General features: G+C 67.9%; 12 protein-coding genes. 4 read left to right on the top strand and 8 right to left on the bottom strand.

Going from position 1 to position 18,665, the window contains the following annotated elements; all coding sequences use genetic code 11:
* Window positions 1-281: 281 nt before the first annotated feature.
* Window positions 282-1,961 (bottom strand): L,D-transpeptidase, encoded by a 1,680-nt coding sequence (locus QHF89_RS29720; RefSeq protein ID WP_136971077.1) that lies wholly within the window; start codon window positions 1,959-1,961, stop codon window positions 282-284.
* An 85-nt stretch (window positions 1,962-2,046) separates the two neighbouring features.
* Between QHF89_RS29720 and QHF89_RS29715 the strand changes: the two genes are divergently transcribed.
* The 3 genes from QHF89_RS29715 (at window position 2,047) to QHF89_RS29705 (ending at window position 6,456) form a co-directional block, all read left to right on the top strand.
* Entirely contained in the window at window positions 2,047-2,871 is an 825-nt protein-coding gene (locus tag QHF89_RS29715) for an expansin EXLX1 family cellulose-binding protein (RefSeq protein ID WP_136971076.1), read from the top strand.
* A gap of 6 nt (window positions 2,872-2,877) precedes the next feature.
* Window positions 2,878-4,584: an alpha-amylase family glycosyl hydrolase gene (locus tag QHF89_RS29710; RefSeq protein ID WP_136971075.1), complete on the top strand. Its 1,707-nt coding sequence runs from the start codon at window positions 2,878-2,880 to the stop codon at window positions 4,582-4,584.
* Between the two features lie 99 nt (window positions 4,585-4,683).
* Window positions 4,684-6,456, top strand: a complete 1,773-nt coding sequence (locus QHF89_RS29705) for a hypothetical protein (RefSeq protein ID WP_284721090.1) — start codon at window positions 4,684-4,686, stop codon at window positions 6,454-6,456.
* A gap of 34 nt (window positions 6,457-6,490) precedes the next feature.
* Here the strand turns inward: QHF89_RS29705 and QHF89_RS29700 are convergent, their stop codons facing one another.
* From QHF89_RS29700 to QHF89_RS29670, 7 genes are all read right to left on the bottom strand, one after another.
* Window positions 6,491-7,243, bottom strand: a complete 753-nt coding sequence (locus QHF89_RS29700; RefSeq protein WP_284721089.1) for a YkgJ family cysteine cluster protein — start codon at window positions 7,241-7,243, stop codon at window positions 6,491-6,493.
* A gap of 107 nt (window positions 7,244-7,350) precedes the next feature.
* Window positions 7,351-8,925 carry a carboxypeptidase-like regulatory domain-containing protein gene (locus QHF89_RS29695; RefSeq protein WP_284721088.1) on the bottom strand — a complete coding sequence of 525 codons (1,575 nt, stop codon included), beginning with the start codon at window positions 8,923-8,925 and terminating at the stop codon, window positions 7,351-7,353.
* A gap of 140 nt (window positions 8,926-9,065) precedes the next feature.
* Window positions 9,066-9,503: a hypothetical protein gene (locus QHF89_RS29690; protein ID WP_136971070.1), complete on the bottom strand. Its 438-nt coding sequence runs from the start codon at window positions 9,501-9,503 to the stop codon at window positions 9,066-9,068.
* Between the two features lie 594 nt (window positions 9,504-10,097).
* Window positions 10,098-10,868 (bottom strand): Phenylacetic acid catabolic protein, encoded by a 771-nt coding sequence (locus QHF89_RS29685; RefSeq protein WP_136971069.1) that lies wholly within the window; start codon window positions 10,866-10,868, stop codon window positions 10,098-10,100.
* 17 nt (window positions 10,869-10,885) lie between these two features.
* Window positions 10,886-11,677: a creatininase family protein gene (locus tag QHF89_RS29680; protein ID WP_136933106.1), complete on the bottom strand. Its 792-nt coding sequence runs from the start codon at window positions 11,675-11,677 to the stop codon at window positions 10,886-10,888.
* A gap of 157 nt (window positions 11,678-11,834) precedes the next feature.
* On the bottom strand, window positions 11,835-12,827 hold the full coding sequence (locus QHF89_RS29675) for an isopenicillin N synthase family dioxygenase (RefSeq protein ID WP_136971068.1): 993 nt from the start codon (window positions 12,825-12,827) through the stop codon (window positions 11,835-11,837).
* Entirely contained in the window at window positions 12,827-13,870 is a 1,044-nt protein-coding gene (locus tag QHF89_RS29670) for an FHA domain-containing protein (protein ID WP_136971067.1), read from the bottom strand. The genes QHF89_RS29675 and QHF89_RS29670 overlap by 1 nt, the downstream gene beginning before the upstream one ends.
* 158 nt (window positions 13,871-14,028) lie before the next feature.
* Here QHF89_RS29670 and QHF89_RS29665 point away from each other — a divergent pair.
* Window positions 14,029-18,665 (top strand): DUF4215 domain-containing protein (locus QHF89_RS29665; protein WP_284721087.1); only part of this gene is annotated, 4,637 nt, incomplete at its 3' end.

Here is an 18,665-nt window from a genome sequence, read left to right as displayed (position 1 = left end):
CTCGATCCGAACCAGGGCAAGCCCTGGACCTCGAGAACATCGAGCGGTTTGCGAGCCGCTCGATGTTTTCGTTTTTTGTCCCGGCGCAACTTCACCGCATGATGCGCGGGCCCTCCCACAGCCTACACCGCTTGGGTTGGCATTGGCGTCGCCGGACTTGCATCGGCTCGTTCGATGAATTGCGCATCGCGCAGTTCATCGACCTCGAGTCCAGCGCTTGCGCTGGTCCTGGGTCCTGGGGCGGGTCTGGGGCAACGCCCCAGCGAGGCCCCTCGGCAAGCTCACGGATGGGTATAGATGACCGTCCCGCTCCGCAGCGAGAGCCCCGCGTGCCACGCCGCGGGCACCTCCGGGGTTGTCCAGCCGAACAGCCATGCGGCGTCCCTCGGCGCGAGGTTCACGCAGCCGTGGCTCCGAGGCGTCCCGAAATCGTCGTGCCAGTAGGCCGCGTGGAGCGCGTATCCCTCGTTGAAGTACTGCACGAACGGCACGTCGCGCAGGTCGAACTCGTCGCCCACCTCGTCGCCGTCCATCGTGACGCTCACGTGCTTCGTGTGGATGCGGAAGACGCCCTGGATGGTCGAATGCGTCTTTTTCGGGTCGCCGAGCCCGTCCGCGCCCGTGCTCACGAGCGTCGCGTAGACCGGCTTCGTCCCCTCGTAGGCCACGAGGCTCTGCTTCAGGATCGACACGTCGATCCATTTCTGCCCCGCGAGCGCCCAGCCCGGCGGCCGCGTCATCGGGTCGATGCGCACCACCTGATCCTCGCGCACCCACGACCCGTCCCGCGCTTCGAGGTACACGGCGCCGCCCGAACGGATTGATTTCCCCGTGAGCGGGACCGCCTCACGGTGGCCGAGCTTCGTGGCGCCTCCGAGGCCGCCGTGCGCGGACGTATACCGCATGGCGTGCCGGCTCTTCACGAAGGCCACCGGCAAGGTCACCTCGTCGAGGGGCAAACCCTGGAACGGGGACGTCCGGACGACCCGCGTGCGATCGAGCGGAAGGACGGCGAGCTCCGTCGTCAGCCCATAACGACGGTCCTCGTGATCGAACGTCGACAGCAAGGCGAACCCCGACCGGGCCTTCGCGCGCCCGACGACGAGCGTGTTCGCGCCGCGCGACACGCCGGCGAGCGGCGGTGCTGCGAAGCCGTAGAGCAGGGCGCCCGGCGTGGGATCCGGCGGCGGGAGCGGGACGAACTGCGGATCGAGCGCGGTCTGCGCGACCTTGCGCAGGTGGCTCCCGAGATCCGGCTCCACGACGCGCAACTCGGCGTCGGTCGGCAGGCGCGCGTAGAGGTGCGGCGACGGATTGCGCGACATCACGTACGTGTAGGGCAAACCCTCGCGCGAGGGCCGCGTCGCGGCGGCTTCCACCACCGGGTGATGAATGTCGAGCGTCGCATTCGTCCCGACACACACGTAGCCGCGGGGCTTGATGTGGTACCAGCCGCCTTCACAATTCGCGCGGCTCTTCGGTTTTTCGTCGCGCGTGACCATCGCGCCGGCCCGCAGGTACCCGATGCGGCGGCTCCGCCAGCGGGGCTCGGCGTAGATCCACGTTTCTTTGGCGATGCTCGCGAGCTCGAAGACCTCGGCCTCGGGCTTTTTCGGCGGCTCTTTGGCCGGCTCGATCGGCTCTTCCGGCTCTTCGGGCACGGCGGGCGCCTCCGGCTCGGTGAGCGCGAGATTCGCGGGCGCGGCCGGATCCGGCGGTAAATCCGGCGTATCCACGGTCGCCTCGGCGGGTGGCGCGGGCGCAGGCGCTGCGGCCGGTTGCGGGGCAGGGGGCGGCGCGGGGGCCGGCGTCGGCATCGCAAGGGCGGGCAGCGGCGCCGGTTTGGGGAGAGAATCCGGCGCGGGGGAGGCCACTTCCTGGCTCATGCTCGGCTCGAGCAACGGACAACCCGTCGCGAGGCTCGCGATGGCCACGGTGGCGAAGAACGATGAGGCCCGCATGAACGGCCCGCTAACAGGCCTCGGACGCGCGGGCCAAGTTCCTGCCGGATGGACAGGCGCGCGGCCCGGGTGGTACCGTCCTGGCATGGCTTATCGAACGATCGGGACGTTGGGCCCTTCCTATGGCGTGTGCCTCGCGGCCGCTCTCGCGCTCGTGGTCGGATGCGGCGGAAGCGGAGGCGGCGACGGCGACGGCGGAAGCGGCGGAAGCGGCAACGGCGGCAGCGGCGCGGGCGCGGGCGGAAGTGGCAACGGCGGCGTGGGCGCGGGCAGCACCGGCTCCGGGTTCGGCGCGTGCGACAATGCGCCGACCTTCGAGGGCGAGGGCACCTATTACGCCGCGAACGGCTCCGGCGCGTGCAGCTTCGACGTCTCCGCGGATTCGCCGCTGCTCGTCGGCGCCATGAACGCCGAGGATTATGCGAATTCGGGCGTCTGCGGCGCCTGCGCGCACGTCAAAGGGCCGGACGGTGAGATCACCGTGCGTATCGTCGATCTCTGCCCCGAATGCGTGCATGGCGACATCGACCTCTCGCCCGACGCCTTTGCCTTGCTCGCGCCGCTCGAAAAGGGCCGCATCCCGATCTCGTGGCAGTTCGTCCCCTGCGACGGCGCCGGGACGATCCGTTACCATTTCAAGGAAGGCTCGAACCAGTGGTGGACCGCGGTGCAGATCCGCAACCACCGCAACGCCATCGCCAAGTTCGAGTGGAAGAGCGACGACGGCGCATGGCACGAGGTCCAGAGGCTCGAGTACAACTATTTCGTCGAGGACAAGGGCATGGGCCCGGGGCCGTACACGGTCCGCGTGACCGACGTGTACGGCAGCGTGCTCGAAGACAGCGGGATCCCCTTCATCGAGGCGGGTGATTCGCCCGGCCAGGGGCAGTTCCCCGCCTGCGGGATGTAAAACGACATGCAAGGGCCCGAGCTTCCGCCCTGGTGGGCACGGACGACCGTCTACCAGATTTACCCTCGCTCCTTTTTCGATACGAACGGCGACGGAATCGGGGATCTGCCGGGGATCGTGCGGAAGCTCGACTGGCTCCGGGATCTCGGCGTCGAGACGCTCTGGATCTGCCCCTTTTATGGCAGCCCCCAGCAGGACCTCGGCTACGACGTCTCCGATTACGACGCCGTCGCGCCCGAATACGGCACGCGGGACGACGTCCGGCGCTTGCTCGACGAGGCCCACGCGCGCGGAATGCGCGTCCTCGCGGACATGGTCCTGAACCATACGTCGATCGAGCACCCTTGGTTTCGCGCGTCCCGTTCCAGCCGGACGAACCCGAAACGAAATTGGTACATCTGGCGGCCCGGCAAGAAGCCCGGCGGGAAGGCACCGCCGAACAACTGGCGCTCGCTCGTCGGGCCGCGCGGCTGGCACTGGGACGAACGCACGCAAGAATGGTACTGGGCGAGCTTCTTGCCGTTCCAGCCCGACCTCGATTATCGCAACCCCGAGGTCCAGGAGGCCATGCTCGGCGTCGTCCGGCGGTGGCTCGCGTTTGGCTTCGACGGCCTCCGGCTCGATATTTTTCACGCGATTTTCAAGGACGAACGATTCGAGGACAACCCCTTCTCGACCCGCCTCCTCCCGAGCGAGGACGACCCCGACGGGTTCTTGCAATCCTACCGGCGCACGCTCCACCACCCGGAGACGATCGCCTTCGCGCGCACGCTCCGGCGCGTGGCCAACGAGTTCCACGATTCGCCGCGTTTCCTGGTCGGCGAGGTCTTCGGGCAGCCGAGCGTGCTGCGCCAATATTGCGGGGGGGGCGCTCCGCCCGCCGGAGCGGACCCTCCGAACGTCGACAGCGACGACGGCCTCCACAGCGTCTTTTTGTTCAAGGCCATGCGCGCCCCGTTCACGGCGGCCGGGTTTCGCGAGCTCGTGCTCGAATTCGAGCGCGAGATGCCGGCGCCGCTCGTGCCCACGTGGGTCTTCGGCAACCACGATCGCTCCCGGCGCGGCGAGCGGCTCGGCTACCACCCCGAGCGCGAAAAGCTCAGCGCCGCCGTGCAGCTCACGGCCCGCGGCATTCCGTTCGTCTATTACGGCGAGGAGATCGGCATGCGGGACCTCGCTTTGCCGCTCGCCACCGCGAAGGACCCGCTCGCGCGGATGTACCGGTTCCTCCCCGATGTCGTGGCGCGAAAGCTCCACGCGGCGGGCGTCCTCCTGAACCGCGACGCTTGTCGCACGCCGATGCAATGGTCCGCCGCGCCAAACGCGGGCTTCTCGGACCCAGGGGCCGCGCCCTGGCTGCCCGTGCACCCGGCGGCGGAGACCATCAATGTCGAGGCGGAGGAGCGTGATCCCGCCTCGATCCTGCATTGCTACAGGCGCTTGCTCCAGCTCCGCAAAGATCGCCCGGCGCTCCAGGCCGGCGCGCTCACGCTCTACCCCGAGCATGCGCTCCCGCCCGAGGTGCTCGCCTATCGTCGTTCGTTCGGCGATGACGTCGTCGACGTGCTCCTCCATTTCGACGACGCCACGAGGCGCGTACGGCTCCCGGGAGATTGCCGCCTCGCGTTGGTCTCCACCTACCCCACGCCGCTCCCGATTCGCGAGGGCGAGGCCGTGCTACGTCCTTATGAGGCGCTCATGCTCGGTCGATGAGATCCGCGCTGGACGGAACGTCCGATTCATGCCCCGGACGCGAAACTCCTACCGCGGGGTCGTAGGCGCCGCTACTGTTCCCGGCTGCAAGGAGCACTTATGCGAACCTACAGCTTATTTTCTTTGGGCATTCTCCTGGCCGTGACAGCGACGGCTGCTTGCGGCAGTGGTGGGGGCGGCGGCGGCAGTGGCGGCAGCGGCGGGAACGGCGGTAGCGGCGCCAGCGGCGGCGATGGCGGAGCCGGTGGCAATGGCGGAAATGGCGGTACCGGCGGCTCGGCCGACGGTGTGACGGGCACCTCGAAGGACCTCCACCGGCCGACCACCGGTGACGTCACCGTGCGCAGCAGATTTTGGACGAAGATCGAGGCCCTCGTCGACCAGGGCGGAACCCTGCAATCCTACCCGGGCACGATCGACGCAGACGGGAACATCTTGATCCCCGACGTCCCCATGGGGCCGTATCTCCTCGCCCTCGAGGGCCCGCCGTCCCCGTTCATGAACGCGCCGCCGGTCCGGACGTTCGTCGCGACCGACGCGCGTACGCTCGACATCGGATATCTTCACAGCGGCCGGCCCGATCCCGCGCCCATGTCGCAGCCGACGTACCTCACGTTCGACGCGACGCTCGGCGTGCCCATGCAGGTCGCCACCTACGACGACATGGGCAACATTCTGACCCAAGACGACGAGATCCAGATCTATTCGCAAAACGGCACGGTCCTCTCCTATATCTACCCCTCGTCGAGCCCCCCGGAGGACAACCCCCCCGCCAACGGAGCCACCCAGCTCTCCACCTGGAAAATCAATGCCGAGGACGTGTTCGTCCAGTTCAACGGCGACCGAACGCTCATCGACGCGAGCAAAGGGGACGAGGTCACGGTCGTCCATGGCGTGACGCAGCAGGTCGGCACCCCGACCGACGACGGCAACCCCTGGAATGGCTACATTTACACGGCCACGGCCGAATCCATGCAGGCCATGCCGTTCACCATGACGAACGGGGGCACGAGCGTGGTGACGGGCACCTTCGCGCCGGCGCCGCAAAAGAGCTTCGACCTCGATTACAAGGGCTCGGCCTGGAACGCCCTCCTCCCGAACACCCCGCTCAGCACCCATTTCATCGGCGTCAGCGTCGACCACGAGCCCGTCGGGCCCGCACCCGCGCTCGGCGCATTCGTCACGCTGCTCGGCATGAGCGTGGGCTACGGGACCGCGTATTCGAACCCGGATCCCGCTTGCCACGGAGTCGGATGCGATCCGGTCGCGTGCGCGAGCGCCTGTGACGCGGGGACGATGGTGCTCGCCGGCGACTACACGCATACCTATTCCTACGGGGACCCCTTCACGGGCGGGCAAGAGTTTGCCGCCGTGGTCATCACGTTCACGAAGAGCGTCCGATCGCTCCTGCCCGAAGCGACCTCGGAGTCGCTCCGCGGCAACTTCACCCTGTCCGCGCCCGTGGAGGAGCTCACGGGCAAGCCGCTCACGCCGCCCCTCGGCCTCCCGCAAGACATCAAGGTCGCCGGCAAGGATACGCCGTACGATCAGGTGACCACGGGCGTCGGGACGACGCCGGCCATCACGTGGACCGCGCCGTCCCTGGGCAGCCCCACGCGGTATCGCGTGAGCGTCGTCGATACGACCGACCTCACGGACGCAAACGGCACCCTCTCGACGCGCCGCACCGTCGCGAACGTGTACGTCAAAAGCCCGAACGTGACCCTCCCCGAGGGGATCCTGCAGCCCGGGAAATTCTATTACATCCAGGTCTCGGCCACGGTGCGGGACAATGACGATTTCGCGGCCCCGTTCAAGTCCGAACCACGAAACACGAGCGCCATGATGTTCACGGGTCTCGTGACGCCCTGAGCCCACCCCATCCCGGCCCGCGGACGAACTTCGATCAGGATGGTTTGTCCGCGGGCTTTCCCCCGGAGAGCTCCTCCAGCAGCATGTTCACCAGCATGAAGCCGTCGAATCGGCGCTGGCCCTCCTCCTCGTGCGCCTCGGCCCAGCCGATGGCCAGCGTGAGCGGGAAGATCGTGGGCTCGCCGCCGAGCAGGCGGGCGGCCACGCGCGAGAGCGCGAGCGACATGCGAATCGAGAGAGGCATCCGCCGGATCACGGCCTCGCCGAGCTTCGTGCAGTTCTCCGCCGGCGACGTCACGAGATACTCGCGGCAGCCCGAGGGGCGCGAGGTATAGGCCGTACACGTGCCACGTTCGAGGAACGGACACGCGACGCCCTGGTGATGCCACGCGATGAGGAGCTTGCGCAGCTCGTCGTCGTTCGCCATCCCCGAGAACGAGGCCTCGTCGAGCCCGAACGATTCGAGGGCCGCCTCGGCGTCGACGACCCGCGTGAGCACCTCCTCCTGCCGCGTCTCGGGCATCGTCGACACGAGATCGTGGATCATGAACGCCTCGGGCGGCGAGACGGGCACGAGCTGGTAGCAGCAGGAATCGCAGCCCTTCTTGCACGAGATCGCCCCGAGCGTCGGCAGGTGTTTCTTGACGCCGAGCGCGACGATCTGGTCGTCGAGCGGCATCACCAGCCGCGAGAGATCCGCGAGCCGCATCGGCTCGGCCGGGATGGCGAGGTTCGCGCGCAGCGTGCCCTCGGGCGTGCCGAGCTCGAAGGTAAACCTGTTTTTCAAGGGTTCCGGCATGGCGAGGCCCCGAGCCTATCACGGACCGGCGCGGTCGCGCACGCGGCCTCGCGAGGGCGGCGCCCGGCCGCCCCCGCGCGATCCGCGGCGTCCGTTCATTCCGCTTCGTCGCGCGCGCTCGTCTTCTGCGGCGCGGCGATATCGAGGTCCAGGACGGCGACCTGGCCCTCCTCGACCTGGACCCCCTCGGTCTTCGCGGACGTGACCACGTTCACGGCATAATGGCCTTCGGGGAGCCCCGAGAGTTTGTAGAGGCCGTCCTTGTCCGTCACGGGATACCGGATGTCGAGCCCCTCGGTACGGCCGCGGTTCGCCGCGACGAGGACCTGGACGCCCGCGAGGGGCGTGCCGTTCGCCGTGATACGCCCACGAATTTCACCCTGGCCCGCCGGGTGAATTGTGATGTCGCGCTCCGTGACGGCCCCTTCCTCCACGCGCACCGAGGTCGACGTGCGTTGATGGCCATAGAGGAGTTCGAGGCGCGTGTTGCCCGGCGGGATCGAATCGAACCGGAATTCGCCCTCCTCGTCGGCGATCACGTTGACGAACCCGATCGCGCGTTGCATGAGCGTGAGCCGCGCGCCGGGCAGCGGGGTGCCGTCGCCCTTGCGCGCCACGCCGGCGATGCTGCCGCCGCCCGACATGACGAGGTCGAGGGGCTTCGACGGCTGGCAATTCGCGACCTCCACGACCAGCGTGCTCGGCGCGTGTTCGCCGTCGTAGCCGCGGAGGACGACCTTGCCGGAGGGGCCGTGCTCGATGCGGAAGCGGCCTTGCTCGTCGCTCTCGGCGCGCGCCGCGGCCTCCATCGAGACCTCGCTCACGCCGCCCGGGAATCGCGCCTCGGCGTCCACGAAGACGTCCACGAGCGGGCGCCCGGCGCCGTCTTTCACCGTCCCTTCGAGGACGCAGCCGTCGCCGAGCTGGAGCTCGATATCGCGTGTGTCGCCGGGCTTTTCGATGTAGACAGGGGGCGAGAAGGCCGGGGCGTGGTCGACGGCGGTCGCGCGGATCACGACGGGCCAGGCTGGGAGCTGGTCGACCTCGAACGCGCCGTTGGTCCCTTCGAATCGCTTGGAAAAGAGCGGCATGGGCGCGGCGAAGCTATCGGGCGCGGCAGTGAGCACGTCGATCACGAAGCGCTGCATCGGCGCGCGATCGGCGTCGAGCACGCGGCCCTGGACGACGCCGCTCTTCGTCAGCACCATGCTGACGGTATCGCCGGTCTGCGCGGGTACGAACGAGGGCCCATATCCGCCCTTGTTCGCGACGAGCTGGTAGGAGCCGTCGGCGAGGCGCATCTCGAACCGGCCTTCGGCGTCGGTATCGAGCGACGCGACCGTGGTCGGGAGGTTGCCGGCGATGGCGAAGCTCGTGGCCGAGACCTGCACGCCGGCGAGGGGCTGCCCGTCGATCGAATAGACGCGGCCCGTGATCAGCTTCGCCTGCTCCTCGCCCGGCTCCTCGCTGCCGGAGGAGAAGAGACCACGATTGACGTATTTCGCGCGGGCGTCGGGCGCCGAGGCGTCTTGCGCGTCGGCGGCGTGGCTGGGCGTCGCGGAAGGCCAGAGAAGGAAGGCGCCGAGGGCGAGGACCGGCATGGTCCCGAGCGTGGCCCATCCGGCAGGGGAACGAAAGAAAGGCTTTTTCTGGTTCGTGGGCAGGTGCATCGTGAACCTCGACATCGCCTGTCGGGCAAAAGGATGATTTCAGGGTGATGGCCGGAGAGACACGGGCGCCGCCGTGGTGAGCGGCGGCGCCCGTGGTTCGCCGATTCAGGCCGGCGTGCCGGCCCTACCGCGATGCGATCTCAGTACTCCCAGGCTTCGATCGTGTTGACGTACGGGTAACCCGCGTACTTCACGACACCTGCAAACCCGTCGTAATGCTCGCCGACGTGCATGTACTCGACCTGGAGCGAGAGGCCCCAGTCATTGAAGCCGCGGCAATACACGTCGCTCGCGATCGTGGTCGGGAAGTTGATGTAGCTGTTGCCGAGGCAGCTCAGGTAGCCCTTCGTCTTGCGCTCGAGGAAGTCGCACTCCTCGCTGATGAGGTAGCCCTGGTTGTACCACTCGGACACGTAAAGGCACGCCTTCCCCGCGTCCTTGTAGAGGTAGGGATAGATCGTCCCCGCGAAGTCGTCGTTGACGTAGACCTCGAACGCGGCTCCCTCCGTGAGGGCCATGGCGGCGCTGGAGGGCACGATCATCGCGGCGGCGAACGCAAACGAAAGCAGCTTCTTCATGGTGTGTTTCTTTCCCCCGTATCGAAGCAGGTGTGTCGTTAGCTAGTACTACTTGGCTCGCCTTCGTGGAGCTGCGTGCTGCAGCTCCACGGGGCGCTCCGATCCGAAGCGAATTGCGTCAACGAGGAGCGCCTCATCGTCAGCAGCTCCTATGAATGAAATATTACCAAGCGACCTCGGACAAGCAAGCCGCGCTGGAGATTTTTATTACCACCTCTCCATTCGACGTGGCATTCGGAGTCGCGCACGTGGACGTACCCGCGAATGCGACGCCGCGCGACGCCGGACGGCCGTCGATCGTGTTCGCCGCCAGAGCGGAGCCTGGCACGATCGACAAGGAGACGGGTCCGAGCACGCAAAGGATGATGCGGCAGACGCGCCCCACGTTGCGCGGGAGGCTTGCCCCTTCGCGCGTGCCCGAACATCGCGCATTGGGTTCATTGGTTTTGCCCGGCCGAACGCCGTCCTCGGTGGAGGCCTTCGCATGCCGCGGGCGAATGGTATTGGGGTTTTTCGGCGCGCGCGGAATCGCGCAGACAGGGGCGGGGACGACCGTCCTCTCCACGGGGAGAGGAAATGGGGGAGGGAATCGCGCTACGCGGCGGACTGGCCCGCGCTGCGCTCGGTGTGCGGCAGCGCGCTCTCGGGCCCCGACGTCGGCACCGCGTGCACCTTTTCGGGGCCCTCGATCCCGAGCGCGGCGAGCGACGGAAGCACGAGGCCGCACAAGCGCATGGCCGAGGTGATGTCGTCGAGGAAGTCTTGCATCACGGCCGCCGGATCACGCTTTTTGAACCCCATCGCGACCGCGTATCGCGCCCCCTCGCTGTCCGGCCGGCCAAACGAGAGCAGCCCCTGCCGGAGCCATCGCTCGAAGAGCCGCTGTTTGTCCGCGTCGAATCGCCCCGTGAGCGACAGCTCCACGACGAGCCGCTCGCCGAGCGCCTGGTGTCCACGCTCCTCCTCGACGATCTTGCGGACCACCTTGCGGTATGGCTCGAAGCTGCATTCCTCGTACTCGCGGAGCTGCCAGAAGCCGCCGCGGTCGTAAAGGAACTGCGCCATCGCGAGCTCGTAAAAGCTCGCGGCGAGGGGCACGGGGCGCGCGGAGAGGCGCCCATTCACGACGGGCTCGATGCTTTCGCCCGTGAAATCATGGTACATGCGCGCCACGGCCTCGTAGTGCTCGAGCTCCTCGCGGATGTGCCAGGTGAAGAGCTTGAGCCAGCGCATCTCCGGGACGAATTGGAGGCCGTGGCCGAAGAGGTGCACCGCTGCGAGCTCGCGGTAGGCCTGCCCCTGCATCATCTGGACGAGCGTCCGCCGCCAGCGGTCGTCGCCGCCGGTCTCCTGTGCTTTCGTCATTTCCCCCCCTTGCTATTTCATGCACTCCGCGAAGCTTCACCCCGGAGGGCCTTCGCGGCGAGGCCGTCTTCCACTTCGCCCACGACCATCGTCGCGAGGCGCTCGATCGAATCGCGCCCCTCTTCGGCCGTGGCCTCGGCCGGCGCGCCCGTATACGCGTCCGTGATGCCCATGGCGAGAAAGCTCGTTTTGCCCTGACGGATGCCGTCCGAAAGGCTGATGGTGAGCGCCGGGAGCGCCGCCATGCGGGCTTCGTCGACGGTGTCCGGGGCAGCCGCGAGGAGGATGGACGTCTCGTACCGCCCCGCATGGCAGGCGCCGCTCTTGAACTCCGCGGAGAGCGTGCGCGCCCACCGGCGCGAGAGTGGCGAGGCGACGGAGGCGCTCCCCGCGGGCAAGCCCTCGAGGGAGGCCCTCACCGCGGCATCGTGCGCGGGCTCGAGGTGATTCGAAACCAGGCAAACATGGGAAAACCCCGCATGCAAGTAACCCTCGATCACGGCGCGCAGGAACGCAATGAGCGCGGCTTCCGTGACCGTGACGGCGCCGGCAAACCCCTCGGCGAAACGCGTGACTCCATAAGGCACGCTCGGCCCGACCAGCGCGACCGTCCCCTTCGCTTCCAGGAGCTGGGCCGCGCGCTCCGCCACGGCGTCGCCGATGATCGTGTCCGTCCCGAGAGGCAGGTGCGGCCCGTGTGGCTCGACGGAGCCGACCGGGACGAGCACGACGGGCGGCGTGGGCCCCGTGAGCAGGGATTGCAGCGTCTGGGTCGTGAGATCCGCGATGTGAGGGCGTCGGGCGCGCATGCGGTCGTGGTTCTCGATGGCCCTTACCGGATAGCACGAATGCTGGGACGTCGCGAGAGGACGAGGAATTTTACGGCCCTGGCCTCCTGCTTGCATTCTGCGTTCGTCGCGGCGAGGGCCAGGAAGCCCTGGAAATCGGGGGGAGGCGAGGAGAAATTCACGTCACGCCCGCCGTTCGCCCGAGCTCCGGGAAGACCTTCGCGACTTTTCCGAGCAGCCATTGCCCGTACGTTCCTCGAAATTCGTGCACGTCCTGGTGATCCCACCGCTCGCCCGCTCGGCCGTCCGCACGGCCCATGTCAATCGCCTGGATCTTCGCGTCCCAGCCCGGATCGAAGAAAAACGGCAAGCTGATCCGATTCCTCCCCGAGCGATTGTGGACGCGGTGCGGCGTGGATCGATACTGGCCGCCCGTCATTCGATCGAGCATGTCGCCGATGTTGCAAACGAACGATCCCGGGACGGGCGGCGCCTCGATCCAGAGGCCGCCCGATTTCACCTGCAATCCTCCAGCGTCGTCCTGCCGGAGGATCGTGAGCAACCCATAATCGGTATGCTCTCCGACGCCCCAGCCCTCGGACGCGTCATGTGGAGGCGGGTAATGGAAGGCCCGGAAGAGGATCGTGGGATCCGCGGTATAATGTTCGGCGAAATAGGACGCGGGGAGGCCGAGGCCGAGGGCCATTCCTTCGAGGATGACGTGCCCGAGGCGGGTCATTTCGGCCATCCACGCGAGCACGGCCTCGCGGAAGCCCGGGAGGTCCGGGAAGAGGTTGTTCCCATGCAGCGGGAGCCCGGCCCGGACGCGCGGGTGGTCGTCTCCGTGCTCGGCGCCGAAATAAATGCCCTCTTTGAGGTCGGGCTTTCCGGAGGTGAGCTCCCCGCCGACGGGGAAATATCCCCGCCACGCGCGGCCCGCCTTCTCCATACGAATCTCCAGCTTTCGATCGAGATCCTGCGCGAAAAACGCCCGGCAGAGCGCGTCGAGGCGCGCGGCGAGGGCCTCGTCGACGCCGTGGCCCACGACGTAAAAGAACCCCGAGCCGCGGCAAGCCTGGTCGATCGCGTGTGCCGCGGAGCGTTTGTCCGGGCCGCCGTGCACGAGCGGGGCGAGGTCCACGATCGGGACGGCGGAGAGGTCGGGGCGCATCAGGCCTCGGGGTGCTCGAGCCGGTGCCAGTCGAGGATCATCCGCGAGCCGAACTCGAGGCGATCCACGTCCGCCAAGACCTCGGCTTCGATCGAGCGGCCGTTCCGGCGCACGCCGTTCGTGCTGCCCGTGTCGATGGCCCACACGTCCGCGCCGATGCGGACGAGGAGGAAATGCACGCGGGAGACGTTCCTGTCGATCTCGCCGATGGAGAGGCCACATCGCTCGTAGCGGCCGATGAGCAGGCCTTGTTCGAGGCGCTCCGCCGAGACGCGCCGCTTCGCCTTCGCCATGCCGGCCTGCAGGCGGATCGTACCCCAGGCGATCTCGGGCTCTTCGTCGTCGCCGAGCAGGAGCGGTGAGGCTTGTGTGGTGACGCGCGAGGGCTCTTCGAGGCCTCGATACGGGCCGCCGCGCAGGCGCGGCGGGGGCAATGCGTCGACGCCCGCGCGTTTGTCGGCCGCGGCCGGGGCGCGTCGATCGACGAACGTGCGCGGCGGCATCGAGGTCCACGCGTCGCCCGCGCGCTCGGGCCACTTGACGGCCGGGGAGCACGGCAAAAACCAGAGCGCGTACGCGCCGATCGAGAGGTACGTGGGGCCGTCGGAGGCGAGCGCGCCGCTCTCCTGCCCGTCTTCGGCGCGGAAAGGCAGCTTCGTGTTGAGGTCCCAGACCTTGAGCTTCGGCGCGCCGCCCTCGGCGAGGACGAGGGCGGCCATGTGGCGCAGCGAGATCGCGGACGAAGGCACTTGCAAGCGGCATTTCGTATGCCGGCCGATGGTGAGCGGCGATCCAGCCTCGCAGAGGACGGCGCCGGCGAGGCGCGCGCGCGCGTCGATGACCGCAACGGCGAAGCCGGGCTTTCGCGCGGCGGCGGCGAGCTCGGCGAGCCTGTCGTAGGCGACGAGGAACGCGGCGCGGGGCGGGGGCGCGGGGAGGTTTTCGTTGGTCGTGGCGAGGGCGGCCATCGTGCCGCGGTTGTCGAAAAGGGGACCAAACGTGCCGGTTTCTTCCCCGGACTCCTCGTCGTCGTTTGCGCGCATCGCTGGACGATCATTGGGGCATGGAAGCGGCGCGGAGGCAAGCCAGGGATCGAGTGGACGTTGAGTCGGAGAACTGCTTGCGGTAGCGTCGCGTCACCGTCGGGCCGGAGGGGGAAAGTGCCCCGCGCCCGCGCGAACGCCTCTGCGAGGAGCTAGCCATGAAGCGCCCGATAGCGCTCGTATTTCCGTGGGTCGCCCTTTTATGGGCCATCGTTTTGCTCGCGTGTCCACGCGCCGCCCAGGCCGCGACGACGGTCACGGGCGGCAACATCATCAACCAGACCTGGACCTTGGCCGGGAGCCCTTACATCGTGCAGGGCGACATCGTCGTCCCCGCGACCTCGACGCTCACGATCCAGGCCGGCGTCGAGGTGCAGTTCGCCACGTCGGACGGCCTGATGACGGGCAAGGATACCGGCGAGGTCGAGATGACGATCCGCGGCACGCTGGAGGTGCTGGGGACCGCGGCGAGCCCGGTGAACTTCCGCTCCACGTCGTCGGGCGCGAGTCAGTGGTACGGCGTCGTCGTCGACGCGTCGACGGCCGTCCTCACGATGACGGAGCTCGTCGTGCAGCACGCGCAGTACGGGTTTCACGTGGCCGACGTCGCGCCCACGCTCTCCGGGTTCACGGCGCACACGAACTCGTACGGCGTGTATTACACGGGGACGGGCGGCGGCTCGATCACGAACGCGGTGATCCGGAACAACTCGAATCGTGGCGTGTACGTGTATTCGTCGGGCGCGGGGAGCGTGTCGCTCGCGATCACGAACTCGACGTTGAACCAGAACGGGTCGTACGGCGTGCACACGTACACGTCGTCGCCGACGCTGACGGTGACGGTGACGAATTCGATCGTGACGAACACCCCGTACGGGATCTACCGGGAGGTGGGGGGCGGGACGTCGTCGGTGACGGTGACGTATTCGGACGTGTGGGGGAACTCGACGAACTATTCGGGGACGAGCGCGGGTACGGGGTGCATTCTGGCGAATCCGCTGTACGTGTCGTCGTCGAACCTGCGGCTGACGTCGAATTCGCCAGCGCGGTTCGCGAGCGCGGCGGGGACCGACATCGGAGCATTGCCGTACACGAGTGATCCGACGAGCGGGTGGCACGGGGTGCTGTGGACGAACACGACGCTGAGCCTCGCGGGCTCGCCGTACACGGTGGCGGGTGATCTGACGGTGGCGCCCGGGGTGACGTTGACGCTGGATCCTGGGGTGATGCTGCGCTTCTCGACGAGCGACGTGATGGGCTCGGGGCTCGACGTGAGCGAGACGGAGCTCGTCGTGCGGGGAACGCTGAACTCGAAGGGGACGGCGGCGCAGCCGGTGACGCTGTCGGGGACGACGACAGGCGCGTCGCAATGGTACGGGGTCGTGTTCCGGCAGGGAGCGGCGAACCCGGTGCTGTCGGGCGTGACGATCTCGGACGCGCAGTATGGCATTCACGTGTCGGAGGGGACGCCGACGCTCGAGGGGTTCACGGCGCACACGAACTCGTACGGCGTGTATTACACGGGGACGAGCGGCGGTTCAATCACGAACGCGGTGATCCGGAACAACTCGAATCGTGGCGTGTACGTGTATTCGTCGGGCGCGGGGAGCGTGTCGCTCGCGATCACGAATGCGACGCTGAACCAGAACGGGTCGTACGGCGTGCACACGTACACGTCGTCGCCGACGCTGACGGTGACGGTGACGAATTCGATCGTGACGAACACCCCGTACGGGATCTACCGGGAGGTGGGGGGCGGGACGTCGTCGGTGACGGTGACGTATTCGGACGTGTGGGGGAACTCAACGAACTATTCGGGGACGAGCGCGGGTACGGGCTGCATCCTGGCGAATCCGCTGTACGTGTCGACGTCGAACCTGCGGCTGACGTCGAATTCGCCAGCGCGGTTCGCGAGCGCGGCGGGGACCGACATCGGGGCGCTGCCATACACGAGTGATCCGACGAGCGGGTGGCACGGGGTGCTGTGGACGAACACGACGCTGAACCTCGCGGGCTCGCCGTATACGGTGGCGGGTGATCTGACGGTGGCGCCCGGGGTGACGTTGACGCTGGATCCTGGTGTGACCCTGCGTTTCTCGACGAGCGACGTGATGGGCTCGGGGCTCGACGTGAGCGAGACGGAGTTCGTCGTGCGGGGAACGCTGAACTCGAAGGGGACGGCGGCGCAGCCGGTGACGCTGTCGGGGACGACGACAGGCGCGTCGCAATGGTACGGGGTCGTGTTCCGGCAGGGAGCGGCGAACCCTGTGCTGTCGGGCGTGACGATCTCGGACGCGCAGTATGGCATTCATGTGTCGGAGGGGACGCCGACGCTCGAGGGGTTCACGGCGCACACGAACTCGTACGGCGTTTATTACACGGGGACGAGCGGCGGTTCAATCACGAACGCGGTGATCCGGAACAACTCGAATCGTGGCGTGTACGTGTATTCGTCGGGCGCGGGGAGCGTGTCGCTCGCGATCACGAATGCGACGCTGAACCAGAACGGGTCGTACGGCGTGCACACGTACACGTCGTCGCCGACGCTGACGGTGACGATCAAGAACGCGATCGTGACGAACTCCCCGTACGGGATCTACCGGGAGACGGGGGGTGGGACGTCGACGGTGACGGTGACGTACTCGGACGTGTCGGGGAATTCGACGAACTATTCGGGGACGAGCGCGGGCGTTGGCTGCATCTCGTCGAACCCGCTCTACGTCGCGGCGCCCTCCAACCTGAAGCTCCAGCCGTCGAGCTTCTGCATCGACGTGGGCACGGCGACGGGCGCGCCGAACAAGGACATCGAGGGCACGACGCGGCCGCTCGACGGGGATGGGCTCAATGGCCCGGCGTTCGACATGGGCGCCTATGAATACGCGCCGGTGTCGGTCTGCGGCGACGGGACGCTCGGCGCGGGCGAGGCCTGCGACGACGGGGCGGCAAACGGGCAATACGGCAAATGCAAGGCCGACTGCTCGGGCCCCGGGCCGTATTGCGGTGACGGCATGGCGAACGGGCCGGAGCAATGCGACGACGGGAACGCGTCGAACAACGACGGCTGCCTCGCGACGTGCATGGCGGCGGCGTGCGGCGACGGGTTCGTCCGGACGGGCGTCGAGCAGTGCGACGACGGGAACGCGTCGAACACCGACGGCTGCGTCATGGGTTGCAAGACCGCGGCCTGCGGCGACGGGTATGTGCAGGCCGGCGTCGAGCAATGCGATGACGGGAACATGGTGAACACCGACGTGTGCACGAACGCCTGCAAGCCCGCGGCCTGCGGCGACGGGTACGTGCAAGCCGGCGAGCAATGCGACGATGGGAACACGTCGAACAACGACGCCTGCTTGAACGCTTGCACGAACTCGAGCTGCGGCGACGGGTACGTGCAGACGGGCGTCGAGCAGTGCGACGACGGCAACATGGTGAACACCGATGCCTGCGTGATGGGCTGCAAGAACGCGGGCTGCGGCGACGGGTACGTGCAGGCCGGCGTCGAGGTGTGCGACGACGGCAACCAGAACGACAATGACACCTGCCTGAGCACGTGCAAGGCCCCGACGTGCGGCGACGGCGTCGTGCAAATGGGCGTCGAGCAGTGCGACGACGGCAACATGAACAACGAGGACGGCTGCCTGAACTCGTGCATGACCGCGAAATGCGGCGACGGGGTCGTGCAGGCCGGCGTCGAGCAATGCGACGACGGCAACGTGGTGAACACGGATGCTTGTCTGAACACCTGCGTGCAAGCCAAGTGCGGCGACGGCGTCGTTCGCGCGGGCTTCGAGCAATGCGACGACGGCAACCAGAGCAACAACGACACGTGCTTGAACACGTGCGTCAACGCGAAGTGCGGCGACGGTCAAACCCAGACCGGCGTCGAGCAATGCGACGACGGGAACGTGTCGAACACGGACGCATGCCTGAACACCTGCGTGCAGGCGAGCTGCGGCGACGGCTTCATGCAGGCCGGCGTCGAGGCCTGCGACGACGGCAACGCGAGCAACACGGACGCGTGCCTCAATCAATGCGTGCAGGCGAGCTGCGGCGACGGGTTCGTCCAGGCGGGCGTCGAGCCTTGCGACGACGGCAACGGCAACAACACGGACGCGTGCCTCGTCGGCTGCAAGGCGTCGAGCTGCGGCGATGGGTTCGTGCAATCGGGCGTCGAGGCCTGCGACGATGGCAACACGGTCGATGACGACGGCTGCCGGAACAACTGCTCGCTGCCGGGCTGCGGCGACGGCGTCGTCGGGCCGGGCGAGGCCTGCGACGACGGCAACATGTCGAACACGGACGCGTGCCTCGGCACCTGCCTCGCGGCGAGCTGCGGCGACGGGTTCGTGCAATCGGGCGTCGAGGAGTGCGACGACGCAAACATGAACGACACGGACACCTGCGTTTCGGATTGCAAAAAGGCGATCTGCGGCGACGGGTTCGTCGAGGACGGCGTCGAGGCCTGCGACGACGGCAATGACGACGACACGGACGGCTGCAAGAACGACTGCTCGCTGGCGACGTGCGGCGACGGCGTGGTGCAGGCGGACGAGGCGTGCGACGACGGCAATGACGAGGACACGGACGCGTGCCTCTCGACGTGCGAGAATGCGAGCTGCGGCGACGGGTTCGTGCAATCGGGCGTCGAGGAATGCGACGACGGCAATCAAGCGGACGGCGACGGCTGCAGCGCGTCGTGCGCGGACGAGGGCCAGGGCGGCGCAGGCGGCGGCGGTGGTGCCGGCGGCGCGGGTGGCGCGGGTGGCGCGGGTGGTGCCGGCGGCGCGGGCGGCGA

Origin of the sequence: Polyangium sorediatum, assembly GCF_029946465.1 — a bacterium.
Taxonomy (GTDB): Bacteria; Myxococcota_A; Polyangia; order Polyangiales; family Polyangiaceae; genus Polyangium; species Polyangium fumosum.
This window is presented reverse-complemented; position numbering and strand designations above follow the sequence as displayed.

Bases quoted from the DNA above. Each gene is read 5' to 3' on its own strand.
- QHF89_RS29680 (WP_136933106.1), bottom strand. From the start codon at position 11,677: ATGCGCGCCCGACGCCCTCACATCGCGGATCTCACGACCCAGACGCTG.
- QHF89_RS29695 (WP_284721088.1), bottom strand. From the start codon at position 8,925: ATGCACCTGCCCACGAACCAGAAAAAGCCTTTCTTTCGTTCCCCTGCC.
- QHF89_RS29675 (WP_136971068.1), bottom strand. From the start codon at position 12,827: ATGCGCCCCGACCTCTCCGCCGTCCCGATCGTGGACCTCGCCCCGCTC.
- QHF89_RS29715 (WP_136971076.1), top strand. From the start codon at position 2,047: ATGGCTTATCGAACGATCGGGACGTTGGGCCCTTCCTATGGCGTGTGC.
- QHF89_RS29685 (WP_136971069.1), bottom strand. From the start codon at position 10,868: ATGACGAAAGCACAGGAGACCGGCGGCGACGACCGCTGGCGGCGGACG.
- QHF89_RS29710 (WP_136971075.1), top strand. From the start codon at position 2,878: ATGCAAGGGCCCGAGCTTCCGCCCTGGTGGGCACGGACGACCGTCTAC.
- QHF89_RS29720 (WP_136971077.1), bottom strand. From the start codon at position 1,961: ATGCGGGCCTCATCGTTCTTCGCCACCGTGGCCATCGCGAGCCTCGCG.
- QHF89_RS29705 (WP_284721090.1), top strand. From the start codon at position 4,684: ATGCGAACCTACAGCTTATTTTCTTTGGGCATTCTCCTGGCCGTGACA.
- QHF89_RS29670 (WP_136971067.1), bottom strand. From the start codon at position 13,870: ATGCGCGCAAACGACGACGAGGAGTCCGGGGAAGAAACCGGCACGTTT.
- QHF89_RS29690 (WP_136971070.1), bottom strand. From the start codon at position 9,503: ATGAAGAAGCTGCTTTCGTTTGCGTTCGCCGCCGCGATGATCGTGCCC.